12 protein-coding genes and 1 pseudogene are annotated in these 17,368 nt (G+C 70.0%); 7 read left to right on the top strand and 6 right to left on the bottom strand.

Annotated elements, in window-relative coordinates; translation table 11 throughout:
- Positions 1–126 precede the first annotated feature (126 nt).
- Positions 127–1,044 carry a polyphosphate kinase 2 gene (gene ppk2 / locus DLJ53_RS12255; protein ID WP_111345487.1) on the top strand — a complete coding sequence of 306 codons (918 nt, stop codon included), beginning with the start codon at positions 127–129 and terminating at the stop codon, positions 1,042–1,044.
- Between the two features lie 83 nt (positions 1,045–1,127).
- On the opposite strand, the gene DLJ53_RS12250 is transcribed toward ppk2, so the two are convergent.
- On the bottom strand, positions 1,128–2,069 hold the full coding sequence (locus DLJ53_RS12250) for a LysR substrate-binding domain-containing protein (protein ID WP_111345486.1): 942 nt from the start codon (positions 2,067–2,069) through the stop codon (positions 1,128–1,130).
- A 115-nt stretch (positions 2,070–2,184) separates the two neighbouring features.
- Between DLJ53_RS12250 and DLJ53_RS12245 the strand changes: the two genes are divergently transcribed.
- The 5 genes from DLJ53_RS12245 (at position 2,185) to DLJ53_RS12225 (ending at position 6,796) form a co-directional block, all read left to right on the top strand.
- Entirely contained in the window at positions 2,185–3,054 is an 870-nt protein-coding gene (locus DLJ53_RS12245) for a pirin family protein (protein ID WP_111345484.1), read from the top strand.
- A 58-nt stretch (positions 3,055–3,112) separates the two neighbouring features.
- Positions 3,113–3,745 (top strand): hydrolase, encoded by a 633-nt coding sequence (locus DLJ53_RS12240; protein WP_111345483.1) that lies wholly within the window; start codon positions 3,113–3,115, stop codon positions 3,743–3,745.
- Positions 3,746–3,767: 22 nt separating this feature from the next.
- Positions 3,768–4,406: a hydrolase gene (locus DLJ53_RS12235; protein ID WP_111345481.1), complete on the top strand. Its 639-nt coding sequence runs from the start codon at positions 3,768–3,770 to the stop codon at positions 4,404–4,406.
- Positions 4,407–4,518: 112 nt separating this feature from the next.
- Positions 4,519–5,454, top strand: a complete 936-nt coding sequence (locus tag DLJ53_RS12230) for a pirin family protein (RefSeq protein WP_111346287.1) — start codon at positions 4,519–4,521, stop codon at positions 5,452–5,454.
- 82 nt (positions 5,455–5,536) lie between these two features.
- Complete coding sequence (locus DLJ53_RS12225) at positions 5,537–6,796, top strand: DUF5996 family protein (protein ID WP_111345480.1); 1,260 nt, start codon at positions 5,537–5,539, stop codon at positions 6,794–6,796.
- A 108-nt stretch (positions 6,797–6,904) separates the two neighbouring features.
- Here the strand turns inward: DLJ53_RS12225 and DLJ53_RS12220 are convergent, their stop codons facing one another.
- From DLJ53_RS12220 to DLJ53_RS36770, 3 genes and pseudogenes are all read right to left on the bottom strand, one after another.
- Positions 6,905–9,805 carry an ATP-binding protein gene (locus DLJ53_RS12220; protein ID WP_111345478.1) on the bottom strand — a complete coding sequence of 967 codons (2,901 nt, stop codon included), beginning with the start codon at positions 9,803–9,805 and terminating at the stop codon, positions 6,905–6,907.
- Positions 9,806–9,983: 178 nt separating this feature from the next.
- Positions 9,984–10,631: an ATP-binding cassette domain-containing protein gene (locus tag DLJ53_RS36775; protein WP_483396335.1), complete on the bottom strand. Its 648-nt coding sequence runs from the start codon at positions 10,629–10,631 to the stop codon at positions 9,984–9,986.
- Positions 10,632–11,066: 435 nt separating this feature from the next.
- Positions 11,067–11,558 (bottom strand): annotated as a pseudogene (locus DLJ53_RS36770) (ATP-binding cassette domain-containing protein); the annotation flags it as partial.
- A 388-nt stretch (positions 11,559–11,946) separates the two neighbouring features.
- Between DLJ53_RS36770 and DLJ53_RS12210 the strand changes: the two are divergent.
- Positions 11,947–12,933, top strand: coding sequence for a quinone oxidoreductase family protein (locus DLJ53_RS12210; RefSeq protein ID WP_111345475.1), 987 nt, complete (start codon positions 11,947–11,949; stop codon positions 12,931–12,933).
- A 46-nt stretch (positions 12,934–12,979) separates the two neighbouring features.
- On the opposite strand, the gene DLJ53_RS12205 is transcribed toward DLJ53_RS12210, so the two are convergent.
- A complete protein-coding gene (locus DLJ53_RS12205) occupies positions 12,980–13,975 on the bottom strand; it encodes a DMT family transporter (RefSeq protein WP_211100580.1) in 996 nt (331 codons plus the stop codon).
- A gap of 185 nt (positions 13,976–14,160) precedes the next feature.
- Positions 14,161–17,283 (bottom strand): GAF domain-containing protein, encoded by a 3,123-nt coding sequence (locus tag DLJ53_RS12200; RefSeq protein ID WP_202913115.1) that lies wholly within the window; start codon positions 17,281–17,283, stop codon positions 14,161–14,163.
- Positions 17,284–17,368: the final 85 nt, after the last annotated feature.

The raw sequence follows: 17,368 nt of genomic DNA, 5'->3' as shown, positions 1-17,368 counted from the left end.
GCAGCCAGGGAGGAACGCGCCAGCGCGGGCCCGCTCTCCCGTCCGTCACACATGCGTCACAAGCCACTCGCTATAGCGCCCGGGGACCTGCGGACTTCCGCGCCGCCGACCAGACAGGGATGGACAATGACAGGACAGAAGCACACCGAGGACCTGGACTGGCTGGAAGCCGAGCTCGCCGACACGCTCGACGAGGACTATGAGCTGGAGATGTCCGAGCCGGCCCTGTCCCTCGAGATCCGCAAGATCTACGACAAGGCCCATCCGCCCAGCCTCGACCGCAAGGATTACCTTCGCAAGCTCCTGCATCTGCAGTCCGAGCTGATCAAGATGCACGATTGGGTGAGATATACCGGCGAGAAGGTTGTCGTGATCTTCGAAGGCCGCGACTCGGCCGGCAAGGGCGGCGTCATCAAGCGGATCACCCAGCGCCTGAACCCGCGGGTCTGCCGCACCGTGGCGTTGCCGGCGCCCTCCGAGCGGGAACGGAGCCAGTGGTATTTTCAGCGCTACGTCCCGCACCTGCCGGCCGGCGGCGAGATCGTCCTGTTCGACCGCAGCTGGTACAATCGCGCCGGAGTCGAGCGCGTGATGGGCTTCGCCCGCGAGGATCAGGTCGAGCAGTTCTTCGAGGATGTTCCGGACTTCGAACGCATGCTGGTGCGATCGGGGATCCGAGTCATCAAGTACTGGTTCTCGATCACCGACGAGGAGCAGCAGCTGCGCTTCCTGATGCGGATCCACGATCCCCTCAAGCAGTGGAAGCTGAGCCCGATGGACCTGCAGTCCCGCGTGCGCTGGGAGGCCTATACCAAGGCGAAGGAGGAGATGCTGGCACGCACCAACATCCCGGAGGCGCCCTGGTACATCGTCCCCGGCAATGACAAGAAGCGTGCCCGCCTCAACTGTATCGACCACCTTCTGTCGATGATCCCCTACGAGCCGGTCCCGCAGGAGGAGGTCACCCTGCCGGACCGCTACTACAACCCGCAGTACGAGCGGTCGGTGCTGCCGGAGGAGCTCTACGTGCCGTCGAAGTACTGACGAGCGCGGCAGCGCGCATCCGGGGGAGACCGGCGGCGGCCACGCGCCGGGCATCGCCGCCGGGGCCGGACACGCAGCGAGGATCAGATCGCGCGCACGTCACGGACGGGCCGCACGTACTCGTTGGCCTGAGATCGCTGGAGGGAGCACTCGTGGGCGAGGAAATCGACCAGCGCCCGCACTGACGGAAGCAGCCCGCGGCGCGAGGGAAAGACGGCGTGGACGATGCCGGCCCGAGGTCTCCAGTCGGGCAGGACATGCGCGAGGCGGCCGGCCCGGACGTCCTCCCAGACGAAGATGGTCGGCAGCTGCACGGCGCCCGCCCCGGCGAGCGCCGCCTGGCGCAGCACCGCCATGTCGTCCGTGACCAGCCGCGGCGTGTGCGGAACGGTCGCCACCTGGCCGTCGGCATGGAGCAGCTCCCAGGCGTGGTCGCGGTGGCGCGGCCCGAGATCGAGGCTCGGCAGCTTGCAGAGGTCGACGGGCGAGGTCGCGGCGCCGTCGAGCAGCGCGGGCGCGGCGACGAGGCACTGGGTGCTCTCGTCGAGCCGCCGCATGACGAGGTCGCTCGGCTCGATCGGTGGAAGCCGCACGCGGATCGCGAGGTCGAACCCTTCAGCGATCACGTCGACGCGGCGGTTCGTGCTCTCCAGGTGCACCTCGACGAGCGGGTTCTCCATCATGAACCGCGCGATCAGCGCGCCGAACTGGAAGGATAGAAGCGCCGTCGGGCAGCTCAGGCGCACCAGACCGCGCGGTTCCGCCCGCACCTCGGCGACGATCTGCTCCGCCGCCTCCGCTTCGATCAGCATCGCGACGCAGCGCTCGTGGAATTCGCGGCCGACCTCGGTCACGGAGAAGCGGCGCGAGGAGCGGTTGAGCAGGCGCACCCCCAGCCGCTCCTCGAGAGCGAGGACGCGGCGGCTCAGCCGTGACTTCTGAACCCCGAGCGCACGGGCGGCGGGGGAGAAGCCGCCGTGATCGACGACCGCCGCGAAAAAGTAGAGATCGTTGAGGTCCTTCATCGTCCTACTCATAGGACGCTGCGTCATACGGGGCAATCTTCGCGCGCCATCGTTGCAATGATAGCCCTCGGTTCCACAAGCATCGCCATCCGGCGCACGGGATCCGGGGACAAGAATGGCCAAGAAAATTCTGGGTCGCTACAGCAACGAGCGGCAGCATTGGGTGGGTGACGGCTTCCCGGTCCGCTCGCTCTTCTCGTACAACACGCTCGGCGCCCACATCAGCCCGTTCCTGCTGCTCGACTATGCAGGGCCCCACACCTTCGAGCCGACGGACAAGCGGCGCGGCGTCGGCCGACATCCGCACCGCGGCTTCGAGACCGTCACCATCGTCTACGAGGGCGAGGTCGAGCATCGCGACTCCGCCGGCAACGGCGGCGTGATCGGCCCCGGCGACGTCCAGTGGATGACCGCCGCGGGCGGGATCATCCATGAGGAATACCACTCGCCCGGGTTCGCCCGGACCGGCGGGCCGTTCCGTATGGTGCAGCTCTGGGTGAACCTGCCGGCGAAGCACAAGACGGCGCCCGGCGGCTACCAGGGCATCCCCAAGGCGGACATCCCGGTCGTCCCGCTCCCCAAGGGTGCGGGCAAGGCGCGCATCATCGCCGGCGAGTATCGCGGTGCGAAAGGCCCGGCGAAGACCTTCACGCCGATCAACGTGTGGGACCTCGCCCTGAAGGCCGACGCCGACGTAACGCTCGACCTGCCGGTCGGCCATACCGCCATGCTCGTGGTGTTGGCCGGGCACGTGACGATCGGAGACGGCCACGCGGCCGGCGCGGCCGACGTGGTGCTGCTCGAGCGCGACGGGCGCGACGTCGACGTCCACGCCGATGGAGAGGCCACGCTCCTGATCCTGACGGGCGAGCCGATCGACGAGCCGATCGTCGGCTACGGGCCGTTCGTGATGAACACCGAGGCCGAGGTCCGCCAGGCGGCCGAGGACTTCAACACCGGCCGTTTCGTCACACCGACAGCCTGACGACGACGTCCGGCTGCCTCAATCCCCACCACATCCCATCGAGGAACAGACCTGTCCCATGGCCAGCGAAGATATCCGCAATCCTGCGACCGATCAGCTTCTGACGCCCGAGAATTCGGCCTTCATCATCATCGACTATCAACCGATCCAGGTCTCGTCGATCCGCTCGATGCCGCGTGACGAACTGGTCTTCAACATCGTGAGCACGGCCAAGGCCGCGGTGAACTACAACCTCCCGATCATCCACTCGACCGTGAACGTCGAGACGGGGCGCAACAAGCCGCCGATCCAGGAGCTTCAGGACGTTCTCGGCCACCTGCCGACCTACGACCGCACCTCCATCAACAGCTGGGAGGACACCGCGTTCAAGCAGGCGGTGAAGGGGCTCGGCCGCCGCAAGCTCATCATGACCGCGCTCTGGACCGAGGCCTGCCTCGCCTTCCCCGCGCTCGACGCGTTGCGCGAGGGCTACGAGGTCTATGTCCCGGTCGATGCGGTCGGCGGTACCTCGCTCGCCGCGCACGAGGCGGCGCTGCGCCGGGTCGAGCAGGCGGGCGCGAAGCTCATCAGCCGTGTCCAGATGTACTGCGAGCTCCAGCGCGACTGGGCGCGCGAGGCGACCGTCCCCGGCTTCATGGACGTGTTCGAGAGCTTCGACGGCTTCAACCCCGAGAAGGCCGCTGCGGCCTGACCGCTCCACGAAAGGAATTCTCATGACCAAGTCAGGCCTGGAGGCGTTGTTGCGCCCGGAGGACAGCATCGTCGTCCTCATCGACCACCAGCCATTCCAGTTCGCGAACCTCAACAGCCACGAGCCGGCGATGATCGTGAACAACGTCATCGGACTGGCGAAGGCGTCGAAGGCATTCGATGTCCCCGTCGTCCTCACGACCGTGATAGAGGGCCGCGGCGGCTTTCTCATCAAGGGCTTGCAGGACGTCTTCCCCGACCAGACGCCGATCGACCGCACCTTCATCAACACGTGGCAGGATGATCGCGTCGTCGACGTGGTGAAGGCGAGCGGGCGCAAGCAGCTCGTGATCGCCGGGCTCTGGACGGAAGTGTGCGTGGCGATGCCCGCGATCCAGGCTGTCGCAGACGGCTACGAGGTCTTCGTCGTGACCGACGCGTGCGGCGGCGTCTCGGCCGAGGCGCACGACATGGCCATCCGGCGCATGACGGCGGCCGGCATAACGCCGATCACGTGGATGGCCGTCGCCTCCGAATGGCAGCGCGACTGGGCGCGGGAAGCGACCGTTCCGGCACTCGCCGAGGTTCTCGGCGCGCACGGCGGCGGCAGCGGCGTCGCGTTCGCCTGGGAAATGCAGCTGCTGAACGCGCCTCGCGCCTGACGCATCGCCGGAGCCGCGCCGCGCCACCCGCGCGGCGCGGCCCGGCCGAAATCCGGCCTCGCCCATGCAGCTTGCGGGCGAGGCCCTCCCGAACAGCCAGAGGATGACGCGCATGAGCTGGAACCCAGCAATCGAACCGGGCTGCCCCGACGCGGTGGGGATCGACGCCATCGAAACCCTCATCGTGCCCCGCACCCGGGACCTCGGCGGCTTCGAGGTCCGGCGTGCCCTGCCGGCGCCCAAGCGCCAGATGGTCGGCCCGTTCATCTTCTTCGACCAGGCGGGCCCGGCGGAGCTCCTGACCGGCCAGGGCGTCGACGTGCGACCGCACCCGCATATCGGCCTCGGCACCGTCACCTACCTCTTTCGCGGCGACTTTCACCACCGCGACTCGACCGGCGCCGATCAGGTCATCCGTCCCGGCGCACTGAACTGGATGGTCGCAGGGCGCGGCGTGACGCACTCGGAGCGCACGACCGCCGCGGCCCGAACCGGCCCGAACAGCCTGTTCGGCATCCAGACCTGGCTGGCACTCCCCGACGCGCAGGAGGACATCGCGCCCTCGTTCGAGCATCACGGCAAGGAGACGCTCCCGGTGATCGAGGACGGCGGCGTCTCGCTGCGGCTGATCCTCGGGACCGCCTACAGCCTGTCCGCGCCGGCGACGATGCACTCGGAGACCTTCTACGCCGACGTGAAGCTCGAGCCGGGCGCGCGGCTGCCGATGCCGGACGATCACGAGGACCGCGGCATCTACATCGTCGACGGCTCGATCACGGTCGCGGGCCAGGACTTCGAGGCGGGGCGGATGATGGTCTTCCGCCCCGGCGACAGGATCACGGTCGCCGCTCGTGGCAGGGGGGCGCGGCTGATGATCCTGGGCGGCGCCACGCTCGGTGGACCGCGCTATATCTGGTGGAACTTCGTCGCCTCCTCCCAGGAGCGCATCGAAGCGGCGAAGGCCGAATGGCGGGCGCAGCACTGGGGCGAGGGACGGTTCGATCTGCCGATCGACGACCGGGACGAGCATATCCCCCTTCCGGACTGAGCGGCGCCGACGAGACGGCCGCTCGCGGCCCGGACCCACAACCGACGTCGCGCCCCGGCAACGACGTCATGGAGGACGTATAATGGGCAACGCGTGGCCCCACCTCGACTACCTCGGCTGGCGCGAGACGTGCTCGGCCCTGCACCTCTACCTGCAGGTGGCGGGCAAGTACCGGCTTGCCCATTCTCCGTGGCTCAACCATTCCTGGCACGCGACGTTCTACGTCACGCCGCGCGGGCTGACGTCGTCGCTGATCCCCGACGGACCGGGCATCGAGATCCGGTTCGACCTGCACGATCATGTGGTCTCCGGCACGAGCGGCGACGGCCGCGAGGCGTCGTTCCCTCTCGGGCCGACCACCGTAGCGGCGTTCCACGCCGAGTTCGTGCGACTGGTGTCCGACCTCGGCGGCACGCCCACCTTCGACGGCCAGCCGAACGAGGTGCCGAACCCCGTGCCGTTCCGCGAGGATCACCGTGACCGCCCCTACGACGGCGACGCCGTGAAGCGCTTCCACCAGGCATTGCTGGCGATCGACGGCGTCTTCCAGACCTTCCGGACGTCGTTCCTCGGCAAATCGAGCCCCGTGCACCTCTTCTGGGGCAGCTTCGACCTGGCGGTCACCCGCTTTTCGGGGCGGCGCGCGCCGCTCCACCCCGCCGGCATTCCGGCTCTCCCGGACGACGTGGCGCAGGAGGCCTACGACCGCGAGGTCTCCTCGGCGGGCTTCTGGCCGGGTGGCGGCGGCATCGACTATCCCGCCTTCTATGCCTACGCCTATCCGACGCCGAACGGCTTCCGCAACGCGGCGGTGGGACCCGACGCCGCGTTCTGGAACGACGGTATGGGTGAGTTCATCCTGCCCTACGAAGCCGTGCAGTCGGCCGCCGATCCCGACCGGGCGCTCCTGGCGTTTCTCGTCTCGACCTACGAGGCCGCCGCCGATCTCGCCGGCTGGGACCGCGAGTTGCTGGAGTGCACGCCGGGACAGCCGCGCCATGTTCGCCCGCCGGACGCCGCTGCGACGAAGCCGGCCCCGTCCACTGCCACGACCGATGAACCGGTCGAGCGGCAGGACGGGCCGTCGAAGGGGCGCTACCGGGTGGTCGTCGACGGCGTCGAGGCCGAGATGACCTACAGCCGGGCCGGCGACGGGCTCATCATCATCGACCACACCGATGTGCCCGCGGCCCTGCGCGGCCGCAAGGTCGGCGAGCGGCTGGTGCGCCAGGCGGTCGAGGACGCCCGCCGCGACGGGATCGCCATCATCCCGCTCTGCCCGTTCGCGAAGGCGCAGATCGACCGGCATCCGGAGTGGCAGGACGTGCTGCGCCGATCCTAGGCCCGGCACCTGCGGGGCCGCCCGGCTCGTTCGCGACCGCGCGTCGGAGGCTCCGCGTGCGCACGGAGCATCCGGCGCGCCCGTTCACGGTCCCGGACGTGGCGCCCGTCAGGCCGAGAACCTCGCATTCGCCGGAGCGGTGACCTGGATCAGCCGGCGGCGCGCCGCGATGAGATCGGGCGACCTCGCCCCGGCGGGGTACGAGTCCACGACCTCCTGCAGGCGGCTGCGCGCGCCGTCAGCATCCGCGGGGGTCGCGGCCAGCGTGAGGAGATCGGTCGCCGCGTGCAGCGCCCATGCCGCCGCCCCCTGAGGCACCGCATGCTCCAGCGCCTCGACCAGGCAGCGCTCGGCCTCCTCGCGGCACGCCGATGGCCCCGCCGCAAGGGCGCCGGCCTTCGCTCGCAGCGCCGCCGCGAGGTAGAGACGATCTCCGGCTCGCGTGACGCTGGAAATCGTCTCGTCCGCCAGCGCGATCGCGTCCGGCAGGCGGCCCGCAGCCGTGAGCGCGCGCACGAGCGCGATGCTCATCGGGGTGGTCTGCAGCGCGTAGCCGCGACCGCGCAGCGCCTCGATCGCCGCCGCCAGACGGGCGATCGCCGCATCTGTATCGCCGCGCATCAGATCGATCTCGCCTCGGAGGCCCCGTGCGACCGCCTGATGCGTGACAAGGCCGTGTGTGGCGGCAACCGCCTCCAGCCGGTCGACCACACGCTCCGAGGCGGCGATGTCGCCGTGCCAGATCATGACGGTCGCCACCCACATCAGCGTGACGGAGCGCGAGAGAGGGTGAACCGTCCGTTCGGCATCGAGGATGGCCGCCTCGGCTTGCCGCAGCGCCTCCTCGGCATCGCCGCGCAGCCAAAGGGTCCGCGCCAGGAACGCCGCCGGGACGCCGCTGTCGAGGCCCAGATAGCTCACCGGCCAGGCGTAGCGTGAACTGCGGCCCTGCAGCGCGGCAAATGCGGCTTGGGCACGCTTCAGATCGCCCGCGTAGTGCGCCGCGACACCGAGAAGCGCGTGCGCGAAGATCTCCGCGTCGGGATCGTCCATCGCCTGCGCGATCGCGGTGCACGCCTCGGCGTCCCGCAGGCCGGCATCGAACTCGCCCATGCGCATGTGCTGCATCAGGAGCGGGCCGAGCAGCCACACCCGCTCGCCCGGCGTACCGTCCGCGCAGGCGATGGCGTAGCTGCCGTCGAGCGCGTCGCAGGCGGCATCGCCCCGGCCACCTGCGAATGTGAGGCTGACCCCCAGCGCGTGGCGCAGCAGCATCTCCGTGCGCCCGCCCCGCATGTCCTCGTCCAGGGCGGCGAGCGCGGCCGTCGCCCAACGGTGCGCGTCGCCGAACATCGAGAGTACCAGGAAGCCCGATGCCGCGACGCCGGCCAGCTCCGCCCCGAGGCGGCGATCGCCCCCGTCGCCGAAGCACCACGCCAGCGCGGCCTTCACGTTGCTGACGATGGCGAGGTAGCAGGCTCGCTCGTCGACGCTGGCGGCCGGATGCCAGACGGCGTCGGAACCGAGCGCACGGCGGTAATAGCCGGCGTGGCGGGCAGCGAGCGCACACGCTTCCGCCTCGTCGAGCGCGTTCGCCTGAACGTATGCGCGCGTGGTGTCGAGGAGACGGTACCGCACCGCCGCGCCGTTCAGCCGCGTCGCGACCATCGACTTGGCGACCAGACTGTCGATCACACCGAAGAGGCCCGCATGGTCCGCGTGCTCCGTCGCGGCGACGGCGAGGGCCCCGTCGAGGGAGAAGTCGCCGACGAACACCGCGAGGCGGCGCAGCACGGTCCGTTCGCACGCGGTGAGCAGGGTGTAGCTCCAGTCGAGGGTCGCCTGCAAAGTCCTCTGCCGGGGCGAGGCCGTTCGCTGCCCCTCGATGACGAGGGCGAAGTGCCGGTCGATGAGGTCTGCCGTCTCGGCGAGGCCGTACGCGGCGACGCGCCCGGCGGCCATCTCGAGCGCGAGCGGGACGCCGTCGAGCTTGTGGCAGATGCGTACGACGTGGGCCGCGTCTGCATCGGAAAGATCGATGCGCATGCCGCCGGCCGCCGCCCGGTCGAGAAAGAGCTCGACCGCGGGACAGGACCTGACGGCGGCAAAGCTTACGTCCGGGGCGACGGGAGGACAGCCGAGCGGATCGAGGCGGTAGACGTGCTCGCCCGCGACGCGCAGCGCTTCGCGGCTGGTGGCCAGCACGTGAACGTCCGGCGCCGCCGCGACCAGGCGTGCCGCCAGCCGCGCGACGTCCGCAACGAGGTGCTCGCAGGTGTCGAGCACCACGAGAAGGCGCTTCTCCGCGAGACAGGCGACCAGGGTCGTGGCGGGGTCCTGCGGCTGGGCGGGAAGGCCGAACGCCGAGGCGACGATGGCGGCCACCGTGCCCTCGACCGCGTCGCCCTCCTCCGCCGCGCCCGTGCGGGCCACCAGAGCGAGATCGACGAACAGGACCCCGTCGTCGAAACGCCCGCAGAGCGCCTGGCCCACTCCGACCGCAACTGTCGTCTTGCCGACCCCGCCGGGGCCGACGATGCTGACGAGACGGGACGCGAGAAGCGCGTCCGACACGGCGAGAATGTCCGCCTCACGGCCGACCACGCGCGTCAGCCGGCTTGGCAGGTTGCTCGCGGGTGCCGCGCTGCGCGGGCCGGTGGCGGGCCGCGCCTCCGACCGCCCGACGGGCGCGACGAAGCAGTAGCCACGGCCCGCGAGCGTCGCGATGTAGCGCGCGCCGGCACGGCCATCGCCAAGCGCCTTGCGCAAGACGGCCATGTGAAAGCGCAGGCTCGTCTCCTCGACCGTCACGTCAGGCCAGACCGACGCGAGCAGCTCCCGCTTGCCGATGACGACGTTCGGCTGGGCGACCAGCGCGATCAGCAGGTCGAGGGTGCGCCCGCCGAGCTCCACCGGCGCCCCGTCGCGCGTGAGCAGCCGCTCCGCGGCCGACAGCCGGAACGGACCGAAGGCGATGTGGCCGGAACCCGCGGCAACCGGACTGATCATGGTTTCGCCCCCAGAAACTCGGCCGGCACCCCGTTCGGCCTCGAGACATGACACCTTCTAGCGGCATCGGCGTGGCGGGATACTCATCTCTTGGTGTACCGCCCTGTCGCTTGGGGGTCCGCCCGTCGCGGGCCGCCACCCTCCCGACGCGCCTCGCGCCGCTGCCGGGTTGCGGCACCTACATTGCGACGACCCACTCGATCCGGATCGCGTCGAGGAAGGCGGGGTCGTGACTGGTGACGATCAGCGCCCCGTCGTAGGCAAGCAGCCCGGTCTCGATAGCGGCGATCGAATCGAAATCGAGGTGGTTGGTCGGCTCGTCGAGAATGAGGAGCGGCGGGACGCCCGGCCCTCCCAGTACGGCCGCGAGCCCGGCGCGCATCAGCTGCCCCCCGCTCAAGCCGCCGACCCGTTCGAGCGCGACCTCGGCACGGAAGCCGAACCGCGCGAGCGCGGCGCGGCAGGCGTTCTCGCCGGCGTCCGGATGGAGGCGCGCGAAGTTGTCCCGGACCGACATCGCCGGATCGAGGATGCCGACCCGCTGGTCCAGCATGGCCGCGCCGGCGATGACCTCGACCCGGCCCGACCATGGAGCGATGTGCCCCGCGATCAGGCCGAGCAACGTGGTCTTGCCACACCCGTTCGCACCCGTGATCGCGACCCGCTCGGGGCCGACGACCGCCAGATCGAGGTCCGTCACCACCGGTCGTCCCCGCACATGGCCGGCCGTGACGGAGCGGAGCGTGACCACGGGCTTCGACGCCGGCAGCGCGGTCGAAGCGATCGCGACCCGCAGCGGCTCGACGACCTCCACGCGGGAACGCATCTCTTCGGCCACCTGCTCGGCCATCGCGATGCGCTGCCCGGCGACACGGGCGGCCGTCCCCCCGGACGCCTCGCTGCCCGACTTGCGCCGGCCGGCCGAGATGCGAGGGATGTCACCCCTGGTCCCCTTCGCCGCGCCGTTCTTGCGCGCCTTGCGCTCGGCCGCGACCTGCGCGGCGCGGCGGACGTCCGCGACGGCCTTCTGCGCGTCGGCTATATCGTGGCGGGCGGCGTCCAGCTCCAGCGCCTTGCGCTCCCGGTACGCGGTGTAGTTGCCGCCGTATCGGCGGGCTCCTGACGGCGTCAGCTCGACGATCGCTTCCATCGCCTCGAGCAGCTCGCGGTCGTGGCTGACGACGACCGCACCGCCGCTCCACTCCTTCAGGAACCGAGCGAGGAAGAGGCGTCCTTCCCGGTCGAGGTCGTTGGTCGGCTCGTCAAGCAGAAGGACGTCGGGCTCCGCGAACAGGAGGGCCGCGAGGCGGACGCGGGTGCGCTGGCCACCGGACAGGCTCGTCGAAGGCGTGTCCAGCGTCGCGGCGACGCCGACACGCGCGAGCGCCGCGACGGCGTCCGCCTCCAGCGTCCAGTTCGCTTCGGCGAGGTCCTCGGCGGTCGCAACGCCCTGTTCGGCGCGTCGCAGCCGCTCGAGCGCGTGACGGACGCCGAAGAGGTCGCAGACCGCCTCGCCCGCGCCGACCTGAACGCTCTGCCGCAGGTAGCCGACGCGGCCGCTGGTGCGAACGCTACCGGACCTCGGCTGCACTGTCCCGGCGAGGACGCGCAGCAGCGTGGTCTTGCCGACGCCGTTGCGGCCGACAAGCCCTGTCAGCTCGCGCCCGAACGTGAGGTCCAGGTCCCGGAGGAGCGGCCGGCCGTCAGGCGTCGAAACGGTGAGGTGGGAAAGCGTGGCGATGGAGCTGGTCATGGAGAATCCCGGTGGCAAGGCAGATCGGCGTTGCGGTCGGGTTCAGATCCATGAGGGACGGCTCCTGCTTCGGGGCACCGGACATAGGCGAGACGTCCCGCACAATCAATGCATGTCGGCTCACCGGGACAGTCGGCTCGCGTCAGGTCGTCCGTCCATGCCGTCCGCGTGCGCCTCCACGCCCGGTCGCCCCCGTCCGAGCGGCATCACAAGCTCTCACAAGAGCTAACGGGCGGACGGCCGGCGCCGGCTTACGTCTGTCCCGACACACGGCCGGCAGGAGCGAGCGACCCTGCCCGCCCCCTCTCACGACTGTTCGGACCAGCACGGCCGGCACGACGTGCCGCTGCCCGACGGCCTCACCCGAAATTCCAGGAAGGAGATCGCGATGAAGGCGATCGTGATGACTGAACCCGGGGCACCCGACGTCCTGCGCCTCGTCGACCTGCCGGAGCCGACACCGGGTCCGGGGGAGGCACTGGTCGCGGTTTCGGCCGCCGGCGTGAACTTCATGGACGTCGGCGCGCGGCGCGGCCGCTTCTGGACCGAGATGCCGGACCCGAAGACGCTCGGCGTCGAAGGGGCCGGCGAGGTGCTCGCCGTCGGCGACGGAGTCGAACACGTCCGCCCGGGCGAACGTGTCGCATGGGTCTACGCACCGGGGAGCTATGCCGAACGGGTGGTGATCCCAGCAGCCGCGCTGGTCCCGCTTCCGGACGAGATCGACGACCGCACCGCCGCCGCCGTCATGATGCAGGGCCTCACAGCGAGCCACTTCGCGACGGATTTCTACAGGGTGCAGCCGGGCGATTTCGCGCTGGTCCACGCGGCGGCCGGCGGCCTCGGCATCCTGCTGACCCAGATCATCCGGCTGCAGGGCGGCCGCGTCATCGGCCGCGTGTCCTCGCCGGGCAAGGTCGACATCGCGAAGGCCGCCGGTGCCGAACACGTCATCGTCGACAGCGAGGGCTCCTTCGCCGACGAGGCCATACGGCATGCGGACGGCGAGGGCGTCCACGTCGTCTACGACGGCTCCGGTCCGGCGACGTTCGCCGGATCGATCGAGGCGCTCCGCCGCTCGGGCACACTGTGCTGGTTCGGACCGGTCCTCGGCGCGCCCGACCCCATCGCCATCATGAGCCTGCCGAAGAGCATCAAGATCGGCTACGCGACCTTCGCCGACCACATCCATACACCGGCCCTCCTGCAGGCCCGCACGCGGCGGCTCTTCGACTGGATCACGAGCGGCGACCTGAAGGTCCTGATCGGCCACGACTATCCGCTCGCCGACGCCGCACGGGCCCACGCGGACATGGAAAGCCGGACCATGATGGGAAAGCTGCTGCTGAACATGCCCGCCCGCGCCGGGGGCTAGGGAGGGTCTTGCGGACCGGACGGACACCGGACCGCTGGACGCCCGGTCAGTCGTGAGGCTCATCGAGCTCCGAATCCCGCTTCTGGCGGGCGGGGATGTCGCCCTGACGGAGCCGCCGCATGAGGCTCGCGCGGAGGGCGAAGGCGTGCCCCATGCGCGACTTGGTCGCCAGCACGGGGGTCGTGCGCGAAACGTCGTGCGTCGCCTCGCGCTTCAGGATGTAGACGCCCGAGGCGACGATGACCGCGACGCCGAGATAGGTCTGCCAGGCCGGCCACTCGCCGAACAGAACCACGCCGAAGAGCGTGCCCCAGATCATCTGCGAGTACTGCATCGGCGCCACCACGAGCGCCGAGCCTCGCGAGTAGGCCGAGACGATCAGGGTCATCCCGCACAGGACGAGCATCGAGGTTAGGCCGAAGAGCGCGAGGTGCAGCAATTCGACGTCGATGTAGACGAAGGGAAGCGCGAAGGCCGTGACGATGAGGTTCGTCAGCATCGGGTAGAGGACCATGACCACGACGGGTTCGTCATTGCTGATCTTGCGCACGATGACGGCGTTGAGCGCGGCGGAGAACGCAGCGCCCAGCGCGGCCAGATGCCCGCCGCTGATGGGGCTCGCGCCGGGACGCAGGACGATCAGCACCCCGACCAGGCCGACGAGGACGGCGATCCCGCGCCGCAGCCGGATCCGCTCGCCGAGAAGCGGCACGGCGAGGAGCGTGATGAGGAGAGGCGTCGCGAAGATGAACGAGTAGGCCTCCGGCAGCGGCAGCACGGCGAACGCGTAGAAGGCGCAAACCGCCGAGATCGTACCGCTGACGCTGCGCAGGGCGATCCACCAGGGATGGGCCGGCCGCAGGCGCTTCGGCGCCGGGTCTCCGATCAGGTAGACCGTGATGATGGGAAAGCCGAGCAGCGCGCTGAAGAACACGATCTGGATCGGCGAGAAGGTGGCGCCCAGGTCCTTCACGATCACGTCGTGGGTGGAGTAGATGGCGTAGGCCGCTAGGCCGAGAAGCGCCGCAAGACTGTCTCTCATCAATTTCCGCTTCAGCGCAGCGACCGTCGGCCTCGGCCTGCTGCGCACTTGTAGTGTCCCGCCATGGCTCCCCAAGGCGACGCGAACGCCGGCGGATCATACCCCTCAAGAATTGACGAGGGCCAGACATCGCTGTCTTGCCGCACCGCTCGTTGACGTCAGGTTGCCGCCATCGGCCACTCGGGTCAGCGTGCCGGGGATCGTGGCTCGGCCTCCGCCGTCCGGCCCCGGTCCCGGGGGAGAACCACGCGGAACTCGGTTGAGACGCCCTCCTCCGAAAGCACCTCGATAGTCCCGCCGTGCTGCTTGACGACGATGTCGTGGCTGATCGAGAGGCCGAGCCCGGTGCCCTCCCCGGCGGGCTTGGTGGTGAAGAACGGCGCGAAGAGCTGATCGCGGATCGCCGCGGGAATGCCGGTGCCGTTGTCGCGGATGCTAATCTCGACGAACGCGCCGAGGTCGCGCGTCGCCGCTCGCAGGGTCGGCGCGTAGCCGGACCCCTCGAGGTCGGCGCGCTTGCCGGCGGCGTAGAAGCCGTTGGTGATCAGGTTCAGGAGCACCCGCGTGATTTCCTGCGGGTAGAGGACCGCCTCGCCCGCCGCCGGGTCGAAGTCACGCTCGAGGGTGATGTCGAAGCCGGGCCTCTCCGCCCGGGCGCCGTGGTACGCGAGGGCCAGCGCGCCTTCGACGAGCGCGTTGATGTCCGTCGGCTGCTCGTCGCCCGACCCGTGCCGGGCATGGAGCAGCATGTTCTTCACGATGGAGTCCGCCCGCCGCCCGTGCTGCACGATCTTTTCCAGATTGCCGCGCAGCAGCCCCGCTAGCTCGTCCACCTCCTCTGCCGTACGGCCGGAAAGGCCCAGGGTCGCGATCGCCTCCGTCAGCTCGTCGAGGAGATCGGTCGAGACGGAGGAGAAGTTGTTGACGAAGTTGAGCGGGTTCTTGATCTCGTGCGCGATGCCCGACGTGAGCTGGCCGAGCGAGGCGAGCTTCTCCGTCTGCACCAGCCGGTCCTGTGCCGTGCGCAGCTCCTCGAGCGATCGGGCGAGTTCGCGCGAGCGCGCCTCGGCGCTCTCGAAGAGGCGCACGTTCTCGATCGCGATGGCCGCCTGGTCGGCGAAGGTCGAGGCGAGTTCGATCTCCTTCTCCGAGAAGGCCTCGGGCCGGCTCCGGGTCAGCACGAGCACGCCGATCGCGCGGTCCGCCTTCAGCATCGGCACGGCGAGGATCGCGCGGTAGCCGCCGAGCTTCATCCCCTCCGAGAAGGTGTACTCCGGATCGGCCTCGACGTCCTCGATGTGCACGATGCGGCTCTCGCGGACGGCGCGGCCGGCGGCCGAACCCTGATCCTGGCTCATCGGCATGATGTCGATGAGCGAATCGAACTCGGCCGAGAAGCCATGGCTCGCCACGCGGCGGAACTGGCCCTGACGCTCGCGCGCGATGGTCCCCTTGTCCGACTGGCAGAGCCGCGTCGCCGCCTCGACGAGCGTTCCGAGCACGCTCTGCAGGTCGAACGCCGAGCGCGAGATCACTTTCAGCACTTCGGACGTCGCGATCTGCTGCTGCAGCGCCGCGTCGAGCTCGCGCGTCCGGGCCTCGGCCCGCTCGAAGAGCGTGACGTTCTCGATCGCGATCACCGCCTGATTCGCGAAGGTGGTGGCGAGCTCGATCTGCTTCGCGCCGAACGGGCGGACGGCGTTCCGGGTCATCGCGAGGATGCCGACCGGCTCGCCGTTGCGCATCAGTGGAACGCCGAGTGCGGTCCGGTACCCGGCGATGCGCTGGAGAGCGCTCCAGCCGTAGGTCGGCTCCGCGAGCACGTCGGCGACCTGCACCGGTTCCCGCGCGAGCGCGGTTCGCCCGATGACGGTCTCCACGCCCGGGACGACGTCGCGGGTCTCCAGGAAGGCCCGGACCCGTTCGTGCGGCTCCTTCGCGAACCCGAAGCTCGCCGCGTAGCGATACACCGCGCCTTGCCGCCGGAAGATCCAGGCGTTCTCGCCGTCGCAGAGCCGCGCCGCCGACTCGGCGAGGGTGTCGAGCATGGTCTGCAGGTCGAAGGCCGAACGGGAGATGACCTTGAGGACGTCCGCCGTCGCCGTTTGCTGCCGGAGCGACTCGCGCAGCTCGTTCAGGAGCCGCGCGTTCTCGATGGCGATCACCGCCTGATCGGCGAAGCTCCTGAGCAGTTCCTCCTGCTCGGCCGATATCGGCCCCGCCTCGCGCCAGCCCACCACGATCACGCCGATGGGCGTCCCCTGCCGCAGCATCGGCACGCCAAGCGCCCGGTGCCAGCCAATGCTGCGGGCGAACCGGTGGTCGTATTCGGGATCCTCCCAGGCGTCCTCGAGCGTGACGACCTCGCCCGTCAGCATGACGCGCCCCGAGACCTGCGTCCGGTCCGGTTTGAGCGGATAGTGCGAGGTGAGGATCTCGCGGTGCTGCTCCTCGACGTTGTGGCTGGTGGCATAGTGGATCAGCCCGTCGCGATAGAGGAAGACGTTGGCGAAGAGCGCGCCGCAGAGGCGCAGCGCGTTCCGGGCGATCGCCTCGAAGACCGGCTGCGCGTCGGTGGGCGTGGAGCTGATGACGCCGAGGATCTCGGAGGTCGCTTTCTGGCGTTCCAGGGCGCTGCTGAGTTCGCGGTTCCGGCTCTGCGCTTCGTCGAACAGCCTGACGTTCTCGATGGCGATCCCGGCCTGGTCGGCGAACGTCCTCAGGAGCCGGATCTGGCTGTCGGAGTAGAATTCCGCCTCGGCCTTTCCGACCGCGATGGCGCCCAGCGGCCGCCCGTCGCGAAGGATCGGCAACGCCGCCGCCGCACGCCAGCCGCCCCGCTGCGCGTACTCCCGGGAATAGTCCGGATCCGCCAGGACGTCCCGGACGTGGACGACGTCGCCATCCAGAATCGCGCGCCCGATGAGGCTCGACCGCGCCGGGCGCCCGTCGAGATAGGCCGCGCTCCTGCGCGCCCCTGACGATATGTTCCGCGTGGCCGCCGGATGGACCACCTCGCCGTCATAGAGCTGGATGTTGGCGTACAGCGACCCGGTGAGGCGCGCGGCACTGTCGACGATCGCCTCGAACACCGGCTGCGCGTCGGCCGGGGAGCGGGACATGACCGCAAGCACTTCGCTCGTCGCGGCCTGATACTCGTGCGCCTCGCGGAGAGCGTCGAGGAGCGCCTCCCGCGTGCACTCTTCCGCGCGCGCGGCCGCCGCGGCGTCCTCACCGTCGCCGCGCGCGGGTGCCACGTCCGGTGTCACCCTGGGTGCGAGTTCGTCCTTGTCGTGGCGCTGGCCCATCCGACTGTCCCACGGAGGCCGCCGGTCTCCGGCTGGGAGAAGTCTAGCACGCAATCCCTCGACGCCTGAGTGCGATGCGTCCCGG

This window comes from Acuticoccus sediminis, from assembly GCF_003258595.1.
GTDB lineage: Bacteria > Pseudomonadota > Alphaproteobacteria > Rhizobiales > Amorphaceae > Acuticoccus > Acuticoccus sediminis.
The sequence above is the reverse complement of the archived record's forward strand: the minus strand, read 5'-3'. Positions and strand labels throughout refer to the sequence as shown.

Bases quoted from the DNA above. Each gene is read 5' to 3' on its own strand.
- DLJ53_RS12200 (WP_202913115.1), bottom strand. From the start codon at position 17,283: ATGGGCCAGCGCCACGACAAGGACGAACTCGCACCCAGGGTGACACCG.
- DLJ53_RS12240 (WP_111345483.1), top strand. From the start codon at position 3,113: ATGGCCAGCGAAGATATCCGCAATCCTGCGACCGATCAGCTTCTGACG.
- DLJ53_RS12250 (WP_111345486.1), bottom strand. From the start codon at position 2,069: ATGAAGGACCTCAACGATCTCTACTTTTTCGCGGCGGTCGTCGATCAC.
- DLJ53_RS12235 (WP_111345481.1), top strand. From the start codon at position 3,768: ATGACCAAGTCAGGCCTGGAGGCGTTGTTGCGCCCGGAGGACAGCATC.
- DLJ53_RS12230 (WP_111346287.1), top strand. From the start codon at position 4,519: ATGAGCTGGAACCCAGCAATCGAACCGGGCTGCCCCGACGCGGTGGGG.
- DLJ53_RS12225 (WP_111345480.1), top strand. From the start codon at position 5,537: ATGGGCAACGCGTGGCCCCACCTCGACTACCTCGGCTGGCGCGAGACG.
- DLJ53_RS12210 (WP_111345475.1), top strand. From the start codon at position 11,947: ATGAAGGCGATCGTGATGACTGAACCCGGGGCACCCGACGTCCTGCGC.
- DLJ53_RS36775 (WP_483396335.1), bottom strand. From the start codon at position 10,631: ATGCGTTCCCGCGTGGAGGTCGTCGAGCCGCTGCGGGTCGCGATCGCT.
- ppk2 (WP_111345487.1), top strand. From the start codon at position 127: ATGACAGGACAGAAGCACACCGAGGACCTGGACTGGCTGGAAGCCGAG.
- DLJ53_RS12205 (WP_211100580.1), bottom strand. From the start codon at position 13,975: ATGAGAGACAGTCTTGCGGCGCTTCTCGGCCTAGCGGCCTACGCCATC.
- DLJ53_RS12220 (WP_111345478.1), bottom strand. From the start codon at position 9,805: ATGATCAGTCCGGTTGCCGCGGGTTCCGGCCACATCGCCTTCGGTCCG.
- DLJ53_RS12245 (WP_111345484.1), top strand. From the start codon at position 2,185: ATGGCCAAGAAAATTCTGGGTCGCTACAGCAACGAGCGGCAGCATTGG.